This window comes from Nocardia yamanashiensis NBRC 100130 (genome assembly GCF_001613325.1).
GTDB classification, from domain to species: Bacteria; Actinomycetota; Actinomycetes; order Mycobacteriales; family Mycobacteriaceae; genus Nocardia; species Nocardia yamanashiensis.
Genome location: NZ_BDCD01000031.1, coordinates 79,194 through 101,205, shown reverse-complemented (window position 1 = coordinate 101,205; position 22,012 = coordinate 79,194). Strand labels below are relative to the sequence as shown.

The 22,012-nt window shown below is 68.1% G+C and carries 18 protein-coding genes; 7 read left to right on the top strand and 11 right to left on the bottom strand.

Features of this window, described 5'->3' with window-relative positions; translation table 11 throughout:
* Window positions 1-32 precede the first annotated feature (32 nt).
* The 4 genes from ygfZ to NY1_RS32590 all read left to right on the top strand — a co-directional run bounded on the left by ygfZ (window position 33) and on the right by NY1_RS32590 (window position 3,179).
* A complete protein-coding gene (gene ygfZ, locus NY1_RS32605) occupies window positions 33-1,148 on the top strand; it encodes a CAF17-like 4Fe-4S cluster assembly/insertion protein YgfZ (protein WP_067720991.1) in 1,116 nt (371 codons plus the stop codon).
* Window positions 1,145-1,822, top strand: coding sequence for an MOSC domain-containing protein (locus tag NY1_RS32600; protein WP_067720990.1), 678 nt, complete (start codon window positions 1,145-1,147; stop codon window positions 1,820-1,822). Before ygfZ ends, NY1_RS32600 begins: the two co-directional genes overlap by 4 nt.
* The gene (locus NY1_RS32595; RefSeq protein WP_067720989.1) at window positions 1,819-2,781 is read left to right on the top strand and encodes an asparaginase; all 963 of its coding nucleotides are present in this window, start codon (window positions 1,819-1,821) and stop codon (window positions 2,779-2,781) included. Before NY1_RS32600 ends, NY1_RS32595 begins: the two co-directional genes overlap by 4 nt.
* 185 nt (window positions 2,782-2,966) lie before the next feature.
* Complete coding sequence (locus NY1_RS32590) at window positions 2,967-3,179, top strand: DUF3073 domain-containing protein (protein ID WP_067720988.1); 213 nt, start codon at window positions 2,967-2,969, stop codon at window positions 3,177-3,179.
* Between the two features lie 294 nt (window positions 3,180-3,473).
* Here NY1_RS32590 and purM read toward each other — a convergent pair whose 3' ends face one another.
* The 6 genes from purM to purF form a co-directional block, all read right to left on the bottom strand.
* Window positions 3,474-4,553 carry a phosphoribosylformylglycinamidine cyclo-ligase gene (gene purM / locus NY1_RS32585; protein ID WP_067720987.1) on the bottom strand — a complete coding sequence of 360 codons (1,080 nt, stop codon included), beginning with the start codon at window positions 4,551-4,553 and terminating at the stop codon, window positions 3,474-3,476.
* Window positions 4,554-4,790: 237 nt separating this feature from the next.
* A complete protein-coding gene (locus NY1_RS32580) occupies window positions 4,791-6,539 on the bottom strand; it encodes an ABC transporter ATP-binding protein (protein ID WP_067720986.1) in 1,749 nt (582 codons plus the stop codon).
* Window positions 6,532-7,530 (bottom strand): ABC transporter permease, encoded by a 999-nt coding sequence (locus tag NY1_RS32575; protein ID WP_067720985.1) that lies wholly within the window; start codon window positions 7,528-7,530, stop codon window positions 6,532-6,534. Before NY1_RS32575 ends, NY1_RS32580 begins: the two co-directional genes overlap by 8 nt.
* Complete coding sequence (locus NY1_RS32570) at window positions 7,530-8,552, bottom strand: ABC transporter permease (RefSeq protein WP_067721022.1); 1,023 nt, start codon at window positions 8,550-8,552, stop codon at window positions 7,530-7,532. Before NY1_RS32570 ends, NY1_RS32575 begins: the two co-directional genes overlap by 1 nt.
* A complete protein-coding gene (locus NY1_RS32565; protein WP_084535768.1) occupies window positions 8,552-10,138 on the bottom strand; it encodes an ABC transporter substrate-binding protein in 1,587 nt (528 codons plus the stop codon). The genes NY1_RS32570 and NY1_RS32565 overlap by 1 nt, the downstream gene beginning before the upstream one ends.
* A 299-nt stretch (window positions 10,139-10,437) precedes the next feature.
* Window positions 10,438-12,000, bottom strand: a complete 1,563-nt coding sequence (purF, locus tag NY1_RS32560; RefSeq protein WP_233034883.1) for an amidophosphoribosyltransferase — start codon at window positions 11,998-12,000, stop codon at window positions 10,438-10,440.
* Window positions 12,001-12,113: 113 nt separating this feature from the next.
* Between purF and NY1_RS32555 the strand changes: the two genes are divergently transcribed.
* Complete coding sequence (locus tag NY1_RS32555) at window positions 12,114-13,448, top strand: YhgE/Pip domain-containing protein (protein ID WP_067720983.1); 1,335 nt, start codon at window positions 12,114-12,116, stop codon at window positions 13,446-13,448.
* On the opposite strand, the gene NY1_RS32550 is transcribed toward NY1_RS32555, so the two are convergent.
* The 3 genes from NY1_RS32550 to NY1_RS32540 are packed head-to-tail and all read right to left on the bottom strand — an operon-like array spanning window position 13,439 to window position 16,222.
* Complete coding sequence (locus NY1_RS32550) at window positions 13,439-13,825, bottom strand: sterol carrier family protein (protein ID WP_067720982.1); 387 nt, start codon at window positions 13,823-13,825, stop codon at window positions 13,439-13,441. The two genes, NY1_RS32555 and NY1_RS32550, sit on opposite strands and share 10 nt — an antisense overlap.
* Window positions 13,826-13,835: 10 nt before the next feature.
* Window positions 13,836-14,456 carry a CPBP family intramembrane glutamic endopeptidase gene (locus NY1_RS32545; RefSeq protein WP_067720981.1) on the bottom strand — a complete coding sequence of 207 codons (621 nt, stop codon included), beginning with the start codon at window positions 14,454-14,456 and terminating at the stop codon, window positions 13,836-13,838.
* Complete coding sequence (locus NY1_RS32540) at window positions 14,453-16,222, bottom strand: alpha/beta hydrolase (protein ID WP_084535766.1); 1,770 nt, start codon at window positions 16,220-16,222, stop codon at window positions 14,453-14,455. The genes NY1_RS32545 and NY1_RS32540 overlap by 4 nt, the downstream gene beginning before the upstream one ends.
* A 150-nt stretch (window positions 16,223-16,372) precedes the next feature.
* On the opposite strand from NY1_RS32540, the gene NY1_RS32535 reads away from it, so the two are divergent.
* The gene (locus NY1_RS32535) at window positions 16,373-16,663 is read left to right on the top strand and encodes a YiaA/YiaB family inner membrane protein (RefSeq protein WP_067720980.1); all 291 of its coding nucleotides are present in this window, start codon (window positions 16,373-16,375) and stop codon (window positions 16,661-16,663) included.
* A 110-nt stretch (window positions 16,664-16,773) separates the two neighbouring features.
* Here the strand turns inward: NY1_RS32535 and purL are convergent, their stop codons facing one another.
* Window positions 16,774-19,065, bottom strand: coding sequence for a phosphoribosylformylglycinamidine synthase subunit PurL (gene purL, locus NY1_RS32530; protein WP_067720979.1), 2,292 nt, complete (start codon window positions 19,063-19,065; stop codon window positions 16,774-16,776).
* A gap of 206 nt (window positions 19,066-19,271) precedes the next feature.
* Here purL and NY1_RS32525 point away from each other — a divergent pair, with 206 nt between their 5' ends.
* The gene (locus tag NY1_RS32525; protein WP_233434587.1) at window positions 19,272-20,621 is read left to right on the top strand and encodes a glycosyltransferase 87 family protein; all 1,350 of its coding nucleotides are present in this window, start codon (window positions 19,272-19,274) and stop codon (window positions 20,619-20,621) included.
* Here NY1_RS32525 and NY1_RS32520 read toward each other — a convergent pair.
* A complete protein-coding gene (locus tag NY1_RS32520) occupies window positions 20,567-21,892 on the bottom strand; it encodes a M18 family aminopeptidase (protein ID WP_067720978.1) in 1,326 nt (441 codons plus the stop codon). The genes NY1_RS32525 and NY1_RS32520 overlap by 55 nt on opposite strands.
* Between the last annotated feature and the right edge of the window lie 120 nt (window positions 21,893-22,012).

Here is a 22,012-nt window from a genome sequence, read left to right as displayed (position 1 = left end):
GAAAGTCCCGGAGAGGCGGATAGGGTAGGAGGGTGTCCTCCTCGGTTACACCCAGTCCGATTCTGCAGGTTCCAGGGGCTGTCGCGGGGCCGCCGGAGTCACCGGATGCCGCGGTGGCGTGGCATTACGGCGATCCCTTCGGCGAACAACGCGCGGCGGTAGCGCGGGTGGCGGTGGTTGATCGCTCCCACCGATTCGTGCTGACGATCACCGGCAAGGAACGGCTGAGCTGGCTGCACACCATCTCCAGTCAGCATGTCGCGAATCTCGGCGACGGCGAGTCGGCGGAGAATCTGGATCTCGATCTCAACGGCCGCGTGCAGCACCACTTCGTGCTGACCGATCTGGACGGCACCCTGTTCATCGACACCGAGGCCGAACGCGGCGCGGAGCTGCTGGGCTTCCTGCAGAAGATGGTGTTCTGGGCCGACGCCAAGCCGGAAGCCGCGCCGGATTACGCCGTGCTGAGCCTGCTCGGCCCGGAGGCCAACACACTCACCGAAACCCTCGGCATCGCGGCGCTGCCCGATACCTTGCGCGCGGTGGCCCTGCCCGGCGGCGGTTTCATCCGCCGGATGCCCTGGCCCACCGCCGATTCCTTCGATCTCATCGTCCCCCGCGCCGAACTGGCGGCCTGGTGGACCAGGCTGCGTGACGCGGGCGCGGCGGCCGCGGGCATGTGGACGTTCGAGGCGCTGCGGGTGCTCGCGCTGCGCCCGCGCATCGGCCTCGATACCGACGACCGCACCATCCCGCACGAGGTGAACTGGATCGGCGGCCCCGCCGAACACGGTGCGGTGCACCTGAACAAGGGCTGCTATCGCGGCCAGGAGACGGTGGCCCGGGTGCACAATCTGGGCAAGCCGCCCCGGCACCTGGTGCTGCTGCACCTGGACGGTTCCGCCGACGGCCGCCCGGTCCCCGGCGATGCCGTCACCGCCGGCGGGCGCGCGGTGGGCGTGCTGGGAACCGTGGTCGACCACTTCGAATTCGGTCCCGTCGCACTGGCTTTGATCAAACGCAATATCCCCGCCGACACCGCGCTGGAGGCCGGCCCGTGCGCCGCCTCGATCGACGCGGATTCGGTGCCCGCGCATGACGAACCGCAGGCCGGCCGGCTCGCCGTCGAGAAGCTGCGCGGCCGGTGAGCGCCACCGGCCTGATCTCGGCCGTCTGCGTGGTGCACGCCGAGATCGAGGTGAACACCCGCGTCGGGCGCACCGCCATCGACAAACGCCCGGTGCCGCACCGGGTTCCGGTGCGCGCGCTCGGCCTGGACGGCGACCATGTGTGCGATACCAAGCATCACGGCGGCGTGCACCAGGCCGTCTACGCCTATGCCGAGGAAGACGCGCGGAACTGGGCCGCCGAACTCGGCCGGGAACTGCCCGCGGGCTGGTTCGGCGAGAACCTGCGGGTGCGGGGTCTGCCCGTCAGTGATGCCGTGCTCGGCGCGCACTGGGCCGTCGGCGAAACGCTGCTGGAGGTGTCCGCGCCGCGCGTCCCGTGCGCGACCTTCCAGCAGTGGACCGGTGAGCAGCAGTGGGTGAAACGCTTCACGCTGCAGGCGAATACGGGCGCGTATCTGCGCGTCCTGACCGAGGGCACGATCGGTGCGGGCGACGAGGTGCGCGTGGTGCGCGTCCCCGCGCACGGCATCACCGTGCGGGACCTGTTCACCGGTACGGATCTGGCCAAGCTGGATCTGCTGCTGGAGGCGGAGCCCACCATCTCCGATGACGTCCGCATGCAGATCGAGCGGCACCGCCGCCGTCACCTCAATGCCGCCAAGGCGGCGGACCAGGCAGGAGCGATTTCATGAGCGTGGACCTGGTCGAGGTGGTCCGGTCGGGTTTCCGCGAATGCGTGCATCGCGGTTCGCTGGTGATCCTGGGCCCCGACGGCGATCCGCGGTTCGAACTCGGCGCCGTGCACGGCCCGATCTTCCCGCGGTCCACCAACAAGCCGCTGCAGGCGCTGACCTTGCTGCGCAATGGTTTCGAACCGCTGGACCAGGCCGAGCTGGCCATCGCCACGGCCTCACACTTCGGCGAGGCCGACCATGTGGAGCTGGTGCAGCGGCTGCTGGATCGCTTCGGATTCACCGAGGACGATCTGGAATGCCCGCCCGACCTGCCCTTCGAGGAGCAGGCCCGGGCCCAGGCGCTGGCCGGGAGCACCCGGGCCAAGGCCGCCCGCCGGATCTTCATGAACTGCTCCGGCAAGCACGCGGCCATGCTCGCCACCTGCAAGATCAATGACTGGCCGACCCGCGGTTACCTCGATATTGGGCACCCGCTGCAGCAGGCGGTGCTGGCGACCATCGCCGACGTGACCGGCGAACCGGAGACCGATCTGGGCATCGACGGCTGCGGCCTGCCCATCGTCCCGGTGTCGCTGGTGAACCTCGCGCGTGCCTACGCCACCCTGGCGACCGCGCCGGAAGGTAGCCCGGAACGCCGGATCGCGGATGCGATTCGCGCCCATCCGCGAGTGATTTCCGGCACGGACGGCCCGGATCTGCGCGTCATGTCGGCGACCCCCGGACTGGTGTGCAAGATCGGCGCGGACGGCGTGCACGCCGGCGCGCTCCCGGACGGCTCGGCCTTCGCGTACAAGATCGACGATGGCGCGGATCGCGCGCGACTACCGCTGACCTCGGCCATCCTGCAGCGCATGGGCATCGAATGGACTGATGAGCACGCCGAACTGGCGGCTCCGGCGGTGCTCGGCGGCGATGCCCGCGTGGGCATCATCCGGGCCATTCCGGGGGTGCTGTAACCCCCGGTCGACGCCGCGATCTTCCGGTCGCGGCGGGCTGCTCGCGGCACTTCCACGGTTTCTCCCCCACTCCTGGAAGCGCGACCGCCTGACACACGCTAAAGTGTCTGTCAGGAAGATTATTAATTCGAACGGGGCCGCCAACAATCCCCAGGCCGCCCCGCAGTGACGCGAGGGGGTCAGCCATGGGCCGCGGCCGGGCTAAGGCAAAGCAGACCAAGGTCGCACGCGAGCTCAAGTACAGCTCGCCGTCGACCGACTTCACGAGCCTTCAGCGTGAGCTGTCGGGAAGTCCCGCAGACTCGCAGCGGAGTGGCGGTGTCATCTCCGACGAGCACGACACGAAGGAATCGTCGTCGAGCTGGGACGAAGGCGACTACGACGACTGGCGTCGCTGACTCGGATTAATCGGCGTGCTAGGGGGGAGGCCGAAACCGGCCTCCCCCCTAGCACGCTGACACACGCCGAGGCTCCGGCAATGTCGAGGGCTTTTCGATGAACACCGGTGTCCCGCCCCTGAGACGGGACACTGGTGGTTTTTCTGCTGTCCACACCCAGGTGTGAACGCGCCGCAACGGTTTTCCCGATCGTTGCCGGCGCCGCGCCGGCAGCCGCCGACTCAGGGATCCGAATACGACTCGGCCCCGATCACTTTCGTGGTGATCGGGGCCGATTTCGTTGTGCCGCAGGGCTCAGAAGCGCGGGTGGTCGCCCACCAGGACGGCGCGCTCGGCGTCGGCGTCCTTGGCCTTCTTGACGGTGCCGAGGGTCCAGCAGTCGATGTGGCGGGCGGTGAGGACGGCCAGGGCGCGGTCGGCGTCCTCGGGGGCCACCACGGCCACCATGCCGACGCCCATATTGAAGGTCTTCTCCATCTCGATGCGCTCGACGCGGCCGCGCTGGGCGATCATCTTGAAGACCGGGGCCGGGTTCCAGGTGCCGCGGTCCAGTTCGGCGACCAGGCCGGCCGGGAGCACGCGGGCCAGGTTGGCCGCCAGGCCGCCACCGGTGACGTGCGAGAAGGTGCGCACATCGGTTTCGGCGATCAGGGCCAGGCAGTCCTTGGCGTAGATCTTGGTGGGCTCGAGGAGTTCCTCGCCCAGGGTGCGGCCGAATTCCTCGACGTGCCCGGCGAGGGACATGCGGTCGATGTCCAGCAGCACCTTGCGGGCCAGCGAGTAGCCGTTGGAGTGCAGGCCCGAGGAGCCCATGCCGATGACGACGTCGCCGGGGCGGACGCGATCCGGGCCGAGCACGGCATCGGCTTCCACGACGCCGACGCCGGTGGCGGACAGGTCGTAGTCGTCGGCGCCCATCAGGCCGGGGTGTTCGGCGGTCTCGCCGCCGAGCAGCGCGCAGCCGGCCTGGACGCAGCCTTCGGCGATGCCGGCCACGATTTCGGCGACGCGTTCCGGGACCACCTTGCCGACGGCGATGTAGTCCTGCAGGAACAGCGGTTCGGCGCCGCACACCACGAGGTCGTCGACGACCATGGCGACCAGGTCGAGGCCGACGGTGTCGTGCTTGTCCATGGCCTGCGCGACGGCGATCTTGGTGCCGACGCCGTCGGTGGAGGCGGCCAGCAACGGCTCCTTGTAGCCGCCCTTCAGTGCGAACAGTCCGGCGAATCCGCCGAGGCCACCCTGCACCTCGGGCCGGCTGGCCTTCTTGGCCAGCGGCGCGAACAGTTCTACTGCGCGGTCGCCGGCTTCGATATCCACTCCGGCCGCCGCGTACGAGGCACCGGCGCTGCTGGGTGTCTGTTCAGTCATTGTCGGGGAGAGCTCCAAGCCGAATCGGGGTGGATAGATGCCTGCTCACGGTACCGGAGTCCAATAACGCCTTTGCACCCGGAATGGTGTATTACCAACTCTCGTAGCTCTCAGGGGCTTCGCCCCCGAACCCCCTCGGGTAGAGAGAGGGGACAACTCTCGTGGCTCTCAGGGGCTTCGCCCCCGAACCCCCGACTACGAGTTCTCGAGGGCTCCGCCTCGCGACGTCACGGGGCTTCAGGTGATGTCGTGGGGGACTTCGCACCAGGGGGCTCCTGATTGGTCGGTGGCGAACATGTCTCCGGATCGGGTTCGGCGGCGGCGTTGTTCGGCGGGGTCGGGGACGGGGACCGCGGCTACGAGGCGGCGGGTGTAGTCCTGGGTGGGGTGGCGGAGGATGTCGTCCCGGGTGCCTTGTTCTACGACGGAGCCGTTGCAGAGGACGGCGATGCGGTCGGCGAGTTGGTCCACGACGGCCAGGTCGTGGCTGATGAAGAGGCAGGCCCAGCCGCATTCGGCTTGGAGTTGGGCGAAGAGTTCGAGGACCTTGGCTTGGACCGAGACGTCGAGGGCGCTGGTGGGTTCGTCGGCGATGAGCAGGTCGGGGTTCAGGACCAGGGCGCGGGCGAGGCTCACGCGCTGGCGTTGGCCGCCCGAGAGTTCGTGGGGGTAGCGGCCTTCGGTGCCGGCGGGGAGCTGCACGTCGTCGAGAAGATGGCGGACGCGGTCGCGGCGGCCCGCGCGGTCGGTGGTGCGGTGCACGACAAGGGGTTCGGCGATGCAGTCGCCCACGGTGAGGCGGGGGTTGAGCGAGGTGGCGGGGTCCTGGAAGACGAAGCCGAGACGCTGCCGGAACGGGCGGAGCCGCCGTTCCGACAGGGCGGTGAGTTCGGTGCCGAGCACCGACACCGATCCCGAAGTGGCCCGCTGCAATACCGCCACGCAGCGCCCGATGGTGGATTTGCCCGAGCCGGATTCGCCCACCAGGCCCAGCGTTTCGCCACGGGCGATGGTGAAGCTGACATCCTGAACGGCCCGGAACGGCGGACGCCCGAGCCCACCGGAGAACTCGACCACCAGATCCCGTACCTCCAGCACGGTTTCGGGCGGTGTGTCCGATTTGCCCAGGGGCGCGGCGGTTTCCACCGCCGCGCGGTCCTCGGAGCCCAGATGCGGCACCGCGGCCAGCAGCGCCCGGGTGTACTCGTGCGCGGGCTCGGCGAACAGCCGATCCACCGGTGCTTCCTCGACCACCCGCCCCGAGCGCATCACCACCACGCGATCGGCCAGATCGGCCACCACGCCCATATTGTGCGTGATCAGCACGATGGCACTGCCGATCCGATCGCGCAGATCCCGCAGCAGCTCCAGGATCTCGGCCTGCACGGTGACGTCCAGCGCGGTGGTCGGCTCGTCGGCGATGATCACCTTCGGCTCACAGGCGATGGCGATGGCGATCACCACGCGCTGCTTCTGCCCGCCGGACAGCTGGTGCGGGTAATAGTCCACCCGCCGTTCGGGTTCGGGCAGCCCGACCGTGCGCAGCAGTTCCACCGCGCGCGCCCGGGCCGCCTTCCGGCTCAGATCCCGGTGCGCGCGCAGCGCTTCGGCGATCTGATACCCGACGGTGAACAGCGGGTCGAGCGCACTGCCAGGTTCCTGGAACACCATCGACACCGCACCCCCTCGTAGGGCGGTGAGTTGGCGTTCGCTCATGGCGGTGATCTCGTCGGTGCCCAGCCGCACCGTGCCACGTACCCGTGCGGTGCCCGGCAGCAACCCCATGGCGGTACGTGAGCTCACTGATTTCCCGGACCCGGATTCGCCGACCACGGCCAGCACCTCGCCCGGAAACACCTGGTAGGAAACCTCGCTCACCGCGTGCACCGGTCCGGCGTCGGTGGCGAAGGTGACCGAGAGCGATTCCACCGAGAGCGCGGCCCGCCGCTCCCCGGCCGCCGGTTCGGTCTTGGTGAGGTCAGTCATCGTCGGCCTCCGTCGCCGCGGTCGCGTCGCCGCGCACCGCCCGGCGGGTGCGCAGCAGTGGATTGAACACCTCGTTGAGGCTCTCGCCCACCAGCGTCATGCCCAGCACCACGATCACGATGGCCGCGCCCGGGAAGATCCCGGGCCACCAGGTGCCGTTGGCGACGCCGGGCATGGACTTGTTGAGATCGAAACCCCACTCGGCCGCCTGCGTGGGTTCGATGCCGAAGCCCAGGAACCCCAGCCCCGCCAGCGTCAGGATGGCCTCCGCCCCGTTCAGCGTGATGATCACCGGCAACGACTGGGTGACGTTGGCGAGGATGTGCCGGAACAGGATTCGCACCGTGGACGCCCCGCTGACCCGCGCCGCGTCCACATACGGCTCGTGTTTGACCACCGCGGTGGCATTGCGCACCACCCGGAAGTACTGCGGCACGAAGATCACGGTGATGGCGATGGCCGTGGCCAGCACCCCGCCGATCCGGCTGGACTGCCCGCCCGCCACGCCGATGGACACCACGATGGCCAGCAGCAGCGACGGGAAGGCGTACATGGCGTCCATGACCAGCACCAGCACCCGGTCCACCCAGCCGCCGAGGTAGCCGGACACCAAACCCAGTGGCACGCCGACCAACAGCGACAGCAGCAGCGAGACCGCGATGACCGACAGCGCGGTGCGCGCCCCGTACACGACCCGCGAGAACACGTCCTCGCCGCGAATCGAGGTGCCGAACCAGTGCTGTGCGGACGGCGCCTGATCGGTCCCGAATTTCACTCCGTCCGAGGCGGTCTGGGCGAAATCGTAGGGCGCGATGAGCGGCGCGAAGACCGCGGTGATCAGGAACGCCGCGATCAGCGCGAGCCCGAATATCAGGGTGGCGCGCTGCAATCCGTGCGTCATGCCGAACAGCCGCAGCCCGGGGATGCCCCGTTTGCCGCGGAGCGCGATCGGGGCGACCGAGGGTTCGGTCACCACTTCCGGTGCTGTCATCAGAACCTCACCCTCGGGTCGACGAAGGCCACGATCACGTCCACCAGGAAGCTCATCACCGCCACCACCACGGCGAGGAACGCCACGATGCCCTGTACGGCGACGAAATCGCGCAGTGCCAGGTATTCGGTGAGCTGGTAGCCCAGGCCCTTCCATTCGAAGGTGCGCTCGGTGAGGACGGCGCCGCCGAGCATCATGGCGATGTACATGCCCATGACGGTCACGATGGGGATCAGGGCATTGCGGAAGGCGTGCCGCCCGGTGACCACGCGTTCGGACAACCCGCGCGCCCGGGCGGCGTCGACGTAGTCGGCGCGCAGGGTCTGGATCAGGTTGATCCGGACCAGCCGCAGGAAGATGCCCGCGGTGAGCAGGCCGAGCGCGATCCCCGGCAGCACAGCGTGTTTCAGCACGTCGATCAGATGGTCGGTATCGCCGTACAGGATGGCGTCGACCAGCAGGATATTGGTGCGCGGCGACACATTGTGCAGGTCCAGTTCCACCGTGGTCGAGGCGCGCCCCGACACCGGCAGCCAGCCCAGCTTCACCGAGAACACCAGTTTCAGCAGCAAGCCGACGAAGAACACCGGTGCGGCGTAGGCGAGGATGGCGAACAGCCGCAGGCCCACGTCGCTGGCCCGGTCCCGGTGGGTGGCGGCGTAGCGGCCCAGCGGGATGCCGACGATGAACGCCACCAGCAGCGACCAGAACACCAATTCCAGTGTGGCCGCGCCGTATTCGGTGATGACATCGCTGACGGCCCGATTGTCCTGGGAGCGCCCGAGATCGCCCTGGGCGAGATGGGAGATGTACTCCCAGTACTGGGTGAGGATGGGCCGATCCAGGCCCGCCGCGTGCTTGCGCGCGGCGAGCTGGTCGGCCGGCAGGCGGCCCCCGAGCGCCGCCGTGATCGGATCGCCCACCACCCGCATCAGGAAGAACACGACGGTCACCAGGATCCAGGTGGTGGGCACGATCAGCAGCAGCCGTACCCCGAGGTACCGCAGCAGGCGGCCGGAGATCACTTGCTGATCACACCGAACCGGAACTTGAACGACGGATCGAGGGTGTTCTCGACCCCGTGCACGTTCTTGGCCGCGACCGCGATGGACTTACCGGACAGCAGCGGCACGATCGGCAGGAAATCGGCTGCGAGCGAACGCTGTACGGTGGCCAGCGCGGTGAGCCGCTTGGCATTGTCCGGCTCGGTCACCTCGGCCAGCAGTTCGGCGGTGATGCGCGGATCCTCGAAGTGCGACTGCAGCATGTTGTTCGGCGCGAAGAACGGCGTCAGATAGTCGTCGGCGTCCGGGTAGTCCGGGAACCAGCCGAACTGGAAGATCGGGTAGGCGTCGCGGGCGCGTTCCTTCTGGTACGAAACCCATTCGGTGGATTGCAGATTCACCTTGAACAGGCCGCTGGCCTCCAGCTGCGACTTGATGGTCGCGTACTCCTCCGAGCTGGAGGGCCCGTAGTGATCGGAGTTGTACTGGATGTTCAGCGCCAGCGGGGTGGTCACCCCGGCGTCGGCCAGGAACTTGGCCGCCTGATCCTTGTTGGGCTTGGCCCCGTAGATCTCCTTGAACGGCTCGGTCGCGCCCACCACGCCCTGCGGCACCGAGGAATACGCGGGAGCCCAGGTGCCCTTGTACACGTCGGCGGCGAGCGCGTCCCGGTCGACGGTGGAGGCGATGGCCTTGCGGATGGCGAGCTTCTGCGCCGGAGTGTTGCCCGGCATGGTGTTGAAGTTGAACACGATGTAGCGCAGCTGGCCGCCGGGTCCGGACAGCACGTTCACCTTGTCGCTGTTGCGCAGCGAGTCGATGTCGGTGGGCGTGAGGGTGTTGTACGCGACGTCGATGTCACCGCGCTGCACGTCGAGCTTCAGGTTCTCCGAGGCGGCGTAGTACTTCATCGAGACCTTGTCGGTCTTCGGCTTGCCGAACAGCCCGTTGTAATCCGGATTCGCCTGGTAGGCAACGAGTTTGTTCTTGTCGTAGCTGCTGATGGTGTACGGGCCCGAGAAGGGCTTGGCGTTCACCACGTCCTGATCCTCGAGCAGTTTGTCCTTGGGGAACACCTGCTCGTCGACGATCGCCCCGGCCTGGGTGGGCAGGATGGCCGGGAAGGTCTGATCATTGGCGACCTTGAGCGTGAATTCGACGGTGAGATCGTCCTTGGCCTCGGTCTTGTCGAGGTTGCCGATCAGCGAGGCGGGCCCGTTCGGATCGTTGATCCCGAGCATGCGATCGAAGGAGAACTTCACGCTCTTGCTGGTCAGCGCATGCCCATTGGCGAATTTCAGGCCGGGCTTGAGCTTGCAGGTGTAGACCGTCGGGCTGGTGAACTCGCATTTCTCGGCGGCGTCGGGCTTCGGAACCGACTCGCCCGGAGCGAAATTCAGCAGGAACTGATAGACCTGCGTCTCCACCATGAGCGAACCGTTGTCATAGGCCGCGGCGGGATCGAGGGCGAAGATCTTGTCCGTCGTCCCGATCACCAGGCCCGCACCGCCGCTGTCATCGTTCGTCCGCCCGGATCCGCATCCCGCGACCGCGGCTACCACGAGGCTCGCGAGACCAACTGCCGCAACACTTCTAGCGCGCATACTGCACCACTTTCGACACGCAGCGCACAGGGCCGGGTTTCGGTCCCGCCGCGCCGCGGTGGACTTCCTTTGGCTGGGCACAGTATCGGCCGGTTATAACCGGCATGTTGCCTTTACGAACAAACAGATCAGATTTTCTACGGGTGCGCGAGCAGGCCGTTGTCACAACTGGGACAAGCGATTCGGCGCAAACATGCCGACAAATCGGGCCTGACGTGGGCGAATCCTGGACGCCCGCACAACAGTCCGGCCCGCCCGCGGAGAACGCGGACGGGCCGGACTGCCGAAGATGTTACGGATTACGGACGGCTGAGCGCGCTCGCGTTCGCGTTGTCGGCGAGCAGCACCGACTCCGAAGTCCCGGTGAGCATGCCCTCCAGGACGTTCTTGCCGATGGCCGCCTCGGTCGGCAGCGCGATCGGGTAGTCACCGTCGAAGCACGCGCAGCACAGGCGCGAACGCGGCTGCTCGGTGGCGGCGACCATGCCCTCCAGGGAGATGTAGCCGAGGCTGTCCGCGCCGATGGAGCGGCGGACGTTCTCGACCATCTCGTCGATATTGCCTTCGGCCCCATCGGGTCCCGTGCTGTTGGCGATCAGCTCCGCCCGCGAGGCGAAGTCGATGCCGTAGAAGCACGGCCACTTGACCGGCGGCGAGGCGATCCGCACATGGATCTCCAAAGCGCCCGCCTCCCGCAGCATGCGGATCAAGGCGCGCTGGGTGTTGCCGCGCACGATGGAGTCGTCGACCACGATGAGCCGCTTGCCGCGAATGACCTCGCGCAGCGGGTTCAGCTTGAGCCGGATGCCGAGCTGGCGGATGGTCTGGCTGGGCTGGATGAAGGTGCGGCCCACATAGGCGTTCTTCATCAGGCCCTGGCCGTAGGGCACGCCGGAACCCTGCGCGTAACCGACGGCCGCGGGGGTGCCGGACTCCGGCACCGGAATGACCAGATCGCCGTCCACCGGATGTTCGGCGGCCAGGCGGCGGCCGATGTCCACGCGGGTGGCGTGCACGGAACGACCGGAAATGGTGGAGTCGGGCCGGGCTAGGTACACGTATTCGAATACGCAGCCCTTGGGCTCGGGATTGGCGAAACGCAGCGAGCGCACGCCCTCCGCGTCGATCGCCAGCAGTTCGCCCGGCTCGATCTCGCGCACGAAGGCCGCGCCGACGATATCGAGTGCCGCGGTTTCGCTGGCTACCACCCAGCCGCGATCCAGCCGGCCCAGGCAGAGCGGGCGCACCCCGTGCGGATCCCGCGCGGCGTAGAGCGTGTGCTCGTCCATGAAGGTCAGGCAGAAGGCGCCGCGCAGCGTCGGCAGCAGCTCCATGGCGGCCTGCTCGATGCTCTTGTCGGCGGCGGCGTGCGCGAGCAGCGCGGTCACCACGTCCGAGTCGGAGGTGGCGCCCAGGTTCCCGGCGAGCCGGCCGCTGATCAGTCCGGCTTCCCGTGCGCGCGCGCTCAATTCGGCGGTGTTCACCAGATTGCCGTTGTGGCCCAGCGCGATTCCGGTGCCCACCGCGGTGGTGCGGAAGATCGGCTGCGCGTTCTCCCAGGTGGTGGAACCGGTGGTGGAGTAACGACAGTGACCGACGGCGACGTGACCGGGCATGGCCGCGAGGGTCTGTTCGTCGAAGACCTGGGAGACCAGGCCGAGATCCTTGAAGACCAGCACCTGCGAGCCGTCGGCGACGGCGATACCGGCCGCCTCCTGCCCGCGATGCTGCAATGCGTAGAGTCCGTAGTACGTGAGCTTGGCCACATCCTCGCCCGGGGCCCAGACACCGAAAACACCGCATTCTTCGCGCGGTTCGTTCTCGTCCTGGTCGGAGGTGATGGCAGCGGGGGGCAGAGTCACCATTTGCTCCCTGTTCGGCGGGCGGGGGGCACGAGCCAGTCTACGGCTCGCCACAAAACGAACGCGCGCCGGTTACCCCTGATTCCTCTTCGTTTGCTGCTAGCGTCCCGGACGTGACGACGACCGAACGTTCGGAAACCACACCCCGCCGCCATTTGACCCCGTTCAAATGGGCTTTTCCCATAGTCGTCGTCACACTGCTGGCCTCGCTGCTCGGCGTGATGTACCTGGACTACGTCGTCGATCCGGAAGAGAACCTGCACAATTTCCCGATCGCACTGGTGAATCAGGATGTGGGCGACGATCTCTCCGCCGCCGACGGCAAGACCCAGCATGTGAACTTCGGTGATCAGGTCGCGGCCGGGCTGCGGCAGGCGGTGCCCGCGGACAAGATCGATCTGCGCGAGCTCGGCATCAACGAGGCGCAGTTGCAGATGCAGAACGCGCAGGTCTACGCCACCCTCATCATTCCGAGCGATTTCTCCAAGCGACTCGGCATTCTGGGCGTGGGTTCGATCGTGCCCGGCGATATCGAGCAGCCGGTGATCACCCTGCAGACCAATCCGCGCACCGGGGCCTTCGCGACCGCGATCGTGCAGAAGTTCGGGGCCGAGGCGCTCACCCAGGTGAACAAGCAGGTCGGACAGCAGCTCACCGAAACGGTGAATTCCCAGCTGAAGCCGCCGGACGGCGGCACCGCGCCCCAGCTCACCGGCGCGACGAAGATCGCGCTCGCGTCCCCGCTGCACATCGTGGTCGAGCAGTTCCGCCCGCTGCCCAACGGTTCCGGCGAGGGGCTGACCGCCTTCTTCTACTCGCTGCTGCTGCTCCTGGTCGGCATGGTCGGCGCGATGATCATCCACCAGCTCATCGATTCCGCCCTGGGCTTCCTGCCCACCGAATGGGGTCCCTGGTACGTGCACTTCCCGCGCGCGCCCATCTCCCGGCTCAATACCCTGCTGATCAAGTGGTCCGCGATCGTGGTGATGGCGGTGGCGGTTTCGGCCGCGCTGCTGGGCATCGGCACCGCGCTGGGCATGCCCATCGACGCACCGCTGCTGCTGTTCATCTACGGCGCGTTCGTGATCATCGCCGTCGGCTTCACCTGCTCGTCGGTGCTGGCCGCGGTGGGCACCGCCGGCCTGATCATCAACCTGATCATCTTCATCATCCTGGGCCTGCCGTCCTCGGGCGGCACCGTGCCGATCGAGGCCACCCCCAAGTACTTCGGCTGGCTGGCCAAGTTCGAGCCCATGCACCAGGTGTTCCTGGGCACCCGCTCGATCCTCTACTTCAACGGCAGTGGGGAAGCGGGTCTGGCGCGCGGCGCCTGGATGACCGCGCTGGGGCTGGGCATCGGCATCGTGTTCGGCCTGGCGATCACCATCTTCTACGACCGGAAGGGCTTGGAGCGCAAGCCCGCCGAGGCGGCCCCGGCTCAGAGCTGAGCGATCGGCAGCCAGCGGGCCACTTCGGCCGCCCGGCTGCCGGACGCGGTCAGCGCGCCCGCGTCGAGGGCGGTATCGAACTCCAGCAGTCCGGTCGCGAGCAGCAGCCAGGTGCGCGCATCGGTCTCCACCACGTTCGGCGGCGTCCCCCGCGTATGCCGGGGGCCTTCGATGCACTGCACCGCCACGAACGGCGGCACCCGCACCTCCACCGAATGCCCGGGCGCATCGGCCTCCAGGGTCCGCGCGGTCCCGCGCACCGCCGCCGCCAGTACCTTCCGGTCCGGCGCGTCGGCGGTCTCGTCGCGCAGCCACTCCCCCACCGCCGCGAGCGCCGCCCGCAGTTCCGCCGGATCCACCTTCGACTGTCGTCCCACGTCAGCGAGGTTACCGGCGCAGGCGGCGAGCGGACACGGGGGTGAGCGCGCCGCCGGCATTGAGCGCCAGGTGGACGAGGGCGGGAGCGGTCGCGCTGCCGGTGCGCCGGTAGAGCTCGTCGAAGACCAGTCCCGCACCGCCGGTGATGGCGATGGTGGCGGGAATCGGGTCACCCGCGTTCCGGGCCGGGCGGATGTGGGCGATGCCGAAAAGCAGTGCGCCGAGCCATCTTCCGGGGCAGCCCAGGGCATCCTCCAGGAGTGGGGTGAGGGTGGCCCGGTAGACGAGTTCCTCGCTGTAAACGGTCCCGCCGGGAATATGCGCACCCGCCCATTCGGCGATATGCACCCCCGGATTGCGGTCGTCGAGTTCGGCGAGCCGATGGCGCAGCGGCGGAATCGTCAGGGCCGCAGCGTAACCGGCGGCCAGCACGCCGCCCACGGCCGCTCCGACACGCAGCCCCTGCGATGACAGCCAGTTCGGATTGCCTTGGAAGGCAACGGCATAGCCGGTGGCGAAGGCGGCACTGGTCAGCGATCGGCCGCGAATACCGAGATCCAGTGCGGGCAGCGCCCAATTACTCCACAGCGTCGGCAGCGCCGCCGCCGCGAGGACCTTCGGCAGGTTCACTTGACGGCCCGCTCGTAGTCCTCGGCCAGTTCGATCTGGATGCGGATCTTCTCGCGCAGTTCGGGAGTCCAATCCGGCGGCGCGGCAATGGCTTCCCACCCGTCGAGCACCAGCGAACCGTACCGATGCCCATGCCCGTCACTCACGCCCTGGGCATTGGCGAGGTCGGCGACCAGCTGCCAGAAGGTGACGAACGGCCACCAGCGCATCTGGGTGGAGACATCGGAGCCGCGCGGTTCGGACAGCCAATCCGGTTGGGAGAAAATGAGATCCGAGGACCACCAGACGATCGGGTCCGAAGGGTGCTGCAGGTAGGCGATGCGGGGCATACGCCAATCCGGCGACGGTTTGCCGAGATCGGCGGCGGTGGCGGCGAATCGGACCACCAGGCCGTCGGCGTAGATCGGATCCACTTCGCGGGTGCCGGGATCGCGGCGGGAGACGAACTGCTCCCAGAGCCGATTGGAATTGGGCGGGCCGACCCAGAGCGCCCCGTCCACTTTGGATCTCAGGTCCGCGAGACCGTCGAAGGCGGCCTCCGACCCCTGCGAGCCGAGGCTCTCGCCGTACACCAGCAGCTTGGGCCGATGGTCGGCCGGGCGCTGCGACCAGTGCCGGTACACCGCGTCGAACATCTTGCGCCCGTTGTCGGCGACCTTCTGACGGTCCGCCAGGAACGACAGCACGCTCGGCAGATACGAGTACTGCGAGGCCACGATCGCGGTATCGCCGCCGTACATGTATTCGATGGCCGAGGCGGTCATTCCGTTCACCCAGCCGGTGCCGGTGGTGGTGACCAGCACGAGGGCCTTGCGATCGAAGGCCCCGGTGCGTTCCAGTTCGGCGACGGCGAGATCCTCCTGGGTGGTGTCCTTGGGCGCGGACTCCAGCCCCACGTACACCCGGATCGGTTCGCGCGCGGGCTTTCCGGTGGTGGCGCTGATCAGCAGCGGGTCCGGTCCGTGCGAGACGAACCAGCGGCCCTCCGAGCCCAGCGTCTCCCATTTCGCCAGCGACGCCGGGCTTCCGGAACGTTCCGGTTTCTCCGGCTGCACCGCGAATTCGGTCATCCGGTCGTTGCGCACGCTGAACGCCGAGTTGGCGACCGCGAAGAAGGCGCGGGTGGCGACGCCGTTGAACAGGGTCACGATCAGCACGGTCAGCAGCAGCGCCCCGGTGGCCGGGGCGAGCGCGGGCGGCACCCGCACCCAGCGGCTGAGCTGGCGGCCGATGAACCGGACTGCCTCGCGCAGGGTGCGATACACCGCGACCACCAGCGCGCCGACCGCGAAACTCAGTCCGCCGGTGCGCAAGTAGGCGGCGCGGCCGGTGGATTCCATGCCCATCAGGTCGAAGATCTCGCGCTGCCAGTCGGCGGACAGCACCAGCATGTAGGCGGCGACCAGGACGCAGGTGAGCACGATCGCGACCTTGACCACGTAGCGCACCCATTCGGGCGGGGTGCTGACCTTGATCCTGGGGCGAATCCACTTGCGGAACAGCCATTGCAGCACGCACCCGACGCCGTAGCCGAGGGCGGCGTTGATGCCGGAGATCAAACCTTGGAAGAGCCAGTCGCGGGGCACCAGCGACGGCGTGACCGACCAGGCGAAGAACAGGGTCGCGAAGACCAGCCCGGTGTGATTGAGATCGATGACGTCCTCGACGCGCTTGGCCACGATCGCGATCCGCCTGCCCCAGCCGCGCCGGAACAGCGCGCGGGCGCGAATGCGCGACCGCGTCACGGTGTCGGCGAGGTCAAGCACCCGTCAAGTATGGACTTCGCGGGTTGGAATCCGGGGAGGCAAGGGTGTGAGAGATACAACGGGATCGGCGTGTCGGGCGCGGGTAATACCCATGGTGCTCGAGTAGTTGTACCCGGTCGGATACGGCGGCGGACCGGCAGAGTCTCTGGCATGAGCACTCCCGGCGCACAGTCCAAGAGCACCAACGCTTTTCTTGTTCAGGCTGCCATCGCCTTCGCAATCAGCTTCTCCGCCATGGGAATCGGCATCGTCCGGCTGCCATTGGACTTCTGGCAGCGTGGATTCCTCGTCATGAGCATGCTTTTCCTGGTGTCGAGCTGCTTCACTCTCGCCAAGGTCGTCCGTGACCAGCACGAACAGTCCAAGGTGCATCACCGTATCGACGAGGCCCGGCTCGAGAAGCTCATCGCCGAACACGACCCCTTCAAGGTCGTCTCGTAACCAACTCTCGGGGACTCTCAGGGGCTTCGCCCCCGAACCCTCAGATACGAAACAACCCCGCTGGATCCGGTCGAGGGGTCCGGATCAGCAGGGTTGTTTCGTTGTGTGACTTAGTGGTCGCCGTTGCCGAACAGGGCGGGCAGCGTGCCTTCGAAGGCGGTGCGCAGCTCGTCCAGCTTGATCGTGAACTGGCCCTGCACCTCCAGCGAATCCGAACCCTGATCCACCACGCCGATGCGGGTCCACGGCATCTGGCGCGCGGTCAGCATCTGGGTGAAGCGGATCTCCTCATTGCGCGGCACCGCCACCAGCACGCGGCCCGCGGACTCGGAGAACAGGGCGACGAACGGGTCGGCGTCCTCGGGAAGCAGGATGCGGCAACCGGTTTCACCGGCGAGCGCGGCTTCCACCACGGTCTGCGCCAGGCCGCCTTCGGACAGGTCGTGGGCGGCGGAGATCATGCCGTCCCGCGAGCCGATGGCCAGGATCTCGGCAATGGCCTGCTCGCGCGCGAAGTCGACCTTGGGCGGCAGCCCGCCGAGGTGATCGTGCTCGACCTGCGCCCAGATGGAACCGTCCAGCTCGTCATGGGTCTCGCCGAGCAGGATGAGCGATTCGCCCGGCTCGTCGCCCAGTCCGGTCGGAATGCGGCGGTGCACATCGTCGATGACGCCGAGCACGCCCACCACCGGGGTCGGCAGGATGGCGTCCCGGCCGGTCTGGTTGTAGAAGGACACATTGCCGCCGGTGACCGGAATGCCCAGCGCCACACAGCCGTCGGCGAGACCGCGCACGGCCTGCTGGAACTGCCACATGACGCCCGGGTCCTCCGGCGAACCGAAGTTGAGGCAGTTGGTGACGGCCTTCGGGGTGGCGCCGGTGACGGCGACATTGCGGAAGGCTTCGGCCAGTGCCAGCTGCGCGCCGGTGTACGGATCCAGCTTGGTGTAGCGGCCGGAGGCGTCGGTGGCCAGGGCGATGCCGCGGCCGGACTCCTCGTCGATGCGGATGACGCCGGCGTCGGCGTGCTCGGCCAGCACGGTATTGCCGCGCACGTACCGGTCGTACTGCTCGGTAATCCACTTGCGCGAGCACAGCTGCGGGCTGGACACCATCTTCAGCAGGGTGGCGCGCAGCTCGTCGCCGGTCTTGGGCCGGTTCAGGGCGGCGGCCGAATCCGCGTTCAGCGCATCCTGATTGGCGGGCCGCTCGACGGGCCGCTCGTAGACCGGGCCCTGGTGGGCGACGGTGCGCGGCGGCACGTCCACCACGGTCTCGCCGTGCCAGGTGATGACGAGGTGCTCGCCGTCGGTGACCTCACCGATGACGGTGGCGGTGACGTCCCACTTCTTGCAGACGGCCATGAAGGCGTCCACGTTCTCGGGGGTGACGACCGCGCACATGCGCTCCTGCGACTCGCTCGAAAGGATCTCGGCGGGAGTCATATTGGCGGCGCGCAGCGGCACCTGGTCCAGTTCGATGTGCATGCCGCCGTCGCCGGCCGCCGCGAGTTCGGAAGTGGCGCAGGACAGTCCGGCGCCGCCGAGGTCCTGGATGCCCACCACCAGGTCGGCGCGGTAGAGGTCGAGACAGCACTCGATGAGCACCTTCTCGGCGAACGGGTCGCCGACCTGCACGGCGGGCAGCTTCTTGCGGCCGCCGGTCTCGTCGCCCGCGAAGGAGTCCGAGGCCAGCACGGACACGCCGCCGATGCCGTCGAGGCCGGTGCGCGCACCGAACAGAATGATCTTGTTGCCCTTACCGGACGCGAATGCCAGGTGCAGGTCCTCGACCCGCATGACACCGGCGCAGAGCGCGTTGACCAGCGGGTTGCCCTGGTAGGAGGCGTCGAAAACGGTCTCGCCGCCGACATTCGGCAGGCCGAGGGAGTTGCCGTAGCCGCCGACGCCGCGCACCACGCCGTCGACCACGCGCCGGGTGTCCGGGTGGTCGGCCGCGCCGAAGCGCAGCTGGTCCATGACGGCGATCGGGCGCGCGCCCATGGCCATGATGTCGCGGACGATGCCGCCGACGCCGGTGGCCGCGCCCTGGTAGGGCTCCACGTAGGAGGGGTGGTTGTGCGATTCCACCTTGAAGGTGACCGCCCAGCCGTCGCCGATGTCCACCACGCCCGCGTTCTCGCCGATGCCCGCGAGCATCGAGGAGCGCATCTCGTCGGTGGTGGTCTCGCCGAAGTAGCGCAGGTGCACCTTCGAGGACTTGTACGAGCAGTGCTCGGACCACATCACCGAGTACATGGCCAGTTCGGCGTCGGTGGGCCGGCGGCCGAGGATCTCCTTGATCCGGGCGTACTCGTCGTCCTTGAGGCCGAGTTCCTTGTAGGGCTGGGCGGTGTCCGGGGATGCCGCGGCGTTGCTGACGGTATCGACGTGGCTGGTCACGGGAATACCAGAGTCCTTTCGGCCGGGCAGGTGAGAACCGAGAGCCGGCATGCTGGATATCGGCGAGATACGCAGGTGAGTCTAGTTGCCGGTGATTTCCCCCCTGTCACCACCTGCTGATGTGTCCGGGAGCACATCCGGCCCGGTTCCGGTCGTGGTTCGAGCCGCGGACCGGAGTCGCCGGGGTCACCCATTACTCTTGGCCCGTGAGCGATCGATCCGGGCTCGCGGATCCGGCGGAGCCCGTGACCGCGCCAGAAGGCAGGCCGCGGCTGACGCGGCAGCAGGCGATCCTGTTGGTGATCGCGGCGGCCATGTTCGCGGTGTCCGCGAAGTTCTGCAGCGACAATGCCTGGAAGGGATACATCGATCTCCAGGTCTACCGCAATGGCGGCCGGGCACTGCTGGACGGCAAGGATCTGTACGGGCCGATGCCCGAGGTGTTCGGGATCGGGCTGCCGTTCACCTATCCCCCGCCGGCCGCGTTCTTCTTCGCGCCGCTGGCCCTGATGTCGCTGCACGTCGCCGAATGGGTCGTACTGATCTCCTCGATCATCGCGCTGGCGCTGACCCTGTGGGTGGTGCTGAGCCAGCTGCGGCCGACCATGACCACGGCCACCCGGCTGGCGGTCGTCGTCGGCGCGACGGCGCTGGCGCAGGGGCTGGAACCGGTCTGGCAGACCTACGGTTTCGGCCAGATCAACCTGATCCTGATGGCGGCCATCACGCTGGATTGCCTGGTGCGCAAACCGTTCTGGCCGCGCGGCATGCTGATCGGCATCGCGGTGTCGGTGAAGCTGACCCCGGCCGCCTATCTCCTCTACTTCCTGGCGCAACAGGATTGGCGCCCGGCGCTGGCCAAGGCGCGGGCCTCGGGTCCGGTGCTGTCGGCGCGGGGCGCGCTCGCGCGGCTGCGGACCGTCCCGGCTCCGGCGTACACCATGGTGGCGTCCTGCCTCGGCGCGATTCTGGTGGGTTTCGCGGTGGTGCCGCACGATTCGGTCACCTACTGGTTCGGCACCCTGTTCGACACCTCGCGGATCGGGCAGCCGGAGTTCGCCGGCAATCAGTCGCTGAAGGGTTTCGCCTTCCGGCTGGGCGTCTCCGACACCCTCGCCAATGCCGTCTGGCTCGGCCTGTCCATCCTGACGGTGGTGCTGGCGGTCATCTGGATGCGACGGCTCTTCAGCGTCGGCGCGCGAGCGGCGGCCCTGATGGTGAATGCCGGTATGGTGCTGCTGATTTCGCCGGTGTCCTGGTCGCACCACTGGGTGTGGACGGCTCCGGCGCTGCTCATCGCCGCCGACGCCATCCTGCGCGGACGCCGTGATCCCCTGTTCCTCAGCGCTTTCGCACTCGCGATCGTCGCCTTCACCATGCAACCGCAGTGGCTGCTGCCCTACGACCACGGCGTCGAACTGACCTGGTCGTGGTGGGAGAAGATCATCGGCAGCGCCTATCCCCTCCTCACCCTGGCCATTTTCATCGGCGCGGTGCTGACCTACCGCCCCGCGCCCACTTCCGGCGTCAAGAAGGCGGCCAGCGCGGCCGCATAGGCGGGAACGTCTGCCGCGCCCATCATTTCGCGGGCGGAGTGCATGGCGAGCTGGGCCGCGCCGACATCGACGGTGGGCATGCCGGTGCGGGCCGCCGTCATCGGGCCGATGGTGGAGCCGCAGGGCAGATCCGCGCGATGGACGTAGCGCTGCAACGGCACCTCCGCCTGCGCGCAGGCCAGGGCGAACGCGCCCGCGCCCGCCGCGTCGGTGGCGTAGCGCAGGTTCTGGTTGACCTTCAGCACCGGACCGCCGTTGACCTCGATGCGATGCGAGGGCTCGTGCCGGTCGGGGTAATTGGGATGGGTGGCATGGGCCATATCCCCGGAGGCGCAGACCGAACCGGCCAGCGCCGCCAGGTATTCGGCGCGCCCGCCGCCGCGGGTGAGCACGATGCGCTCCAAAACCGTGGGCAGCAGCCCGGATTGGGCCCCGCGATCGGATTGGCTGCCGACCTCTTCGTGATCGAACATGGCCAGCACCGGCACCGCCGCGCCCGGTTCGGCGACGGCTGCCAGGAAGGCGCGCAGGCCCGCGTAACAGGTGCCCTGATTGTCCAGCCGCGGCGCGGACACCAGATCCAGATCGCGCCCGATCAGCTTGGACGGCACCAGATCATGGGTCATCAGCTCCCAGCCCAGCACCGCCGACGCCTCGATGCCGGAACGTTCGGCGATGAACGCCATGAACGAGCGCGGCTCGCCGCCGATCCCCCACACCGCGTTCACGTGCCGCTGCGGATCGAGGGTGACCCCGCGCCGGTCCTCGGACAGGTGGATGGCCAGCTGCGGCACCCGCAGGATCGGTTCGTCGATGCGAATCAGCCGCTCCCGCACCACGTTTCCGTCGCGCACCGACAGCCGCCCGCTGATCCCGAGGTCGCGGTCCAGCCAGGAGTTCAGCCAGGCGCCGCCGTAGGGTTCCAGCCCGACCATCTGCCAGCCGGCCACCGCCATATCGGGATGCTGCTTGACGCGCAGATTGGGGCTGTCGGTGTGCGCGCCGACCACGCGGAAGGGGGTGGCCTGCCCGGTGCGGAAACCGGTGGGCGCGCCCGGACCGCCGTCGGCCCACGCCACCACCGAGCCGCTGCGCACCACGTAATACCGTCCGGCGCTGTTGGACGGCCACGGGGCGGATTCCGAAAGCCGGGTGAAGCCGTGATCGTCGAGTTCCGCGGCCACGGTGCGGCACACATGGAACGGGGACGGCGAGGCGTCGATGAATTCACACAGTCCGGCGGCAGTAGCGGTGGTCTCGGCAACTGGCATGCCCGCAATCCTAAGCGGGCCCAGTTCAGTTTCCCCTGATCGGTCCGTCGTTCGCGCGTGCCCACCACACGCGGTACTCGTAAGGGACTGGGGAATACCTGATTTCGACAGCCGGTACTT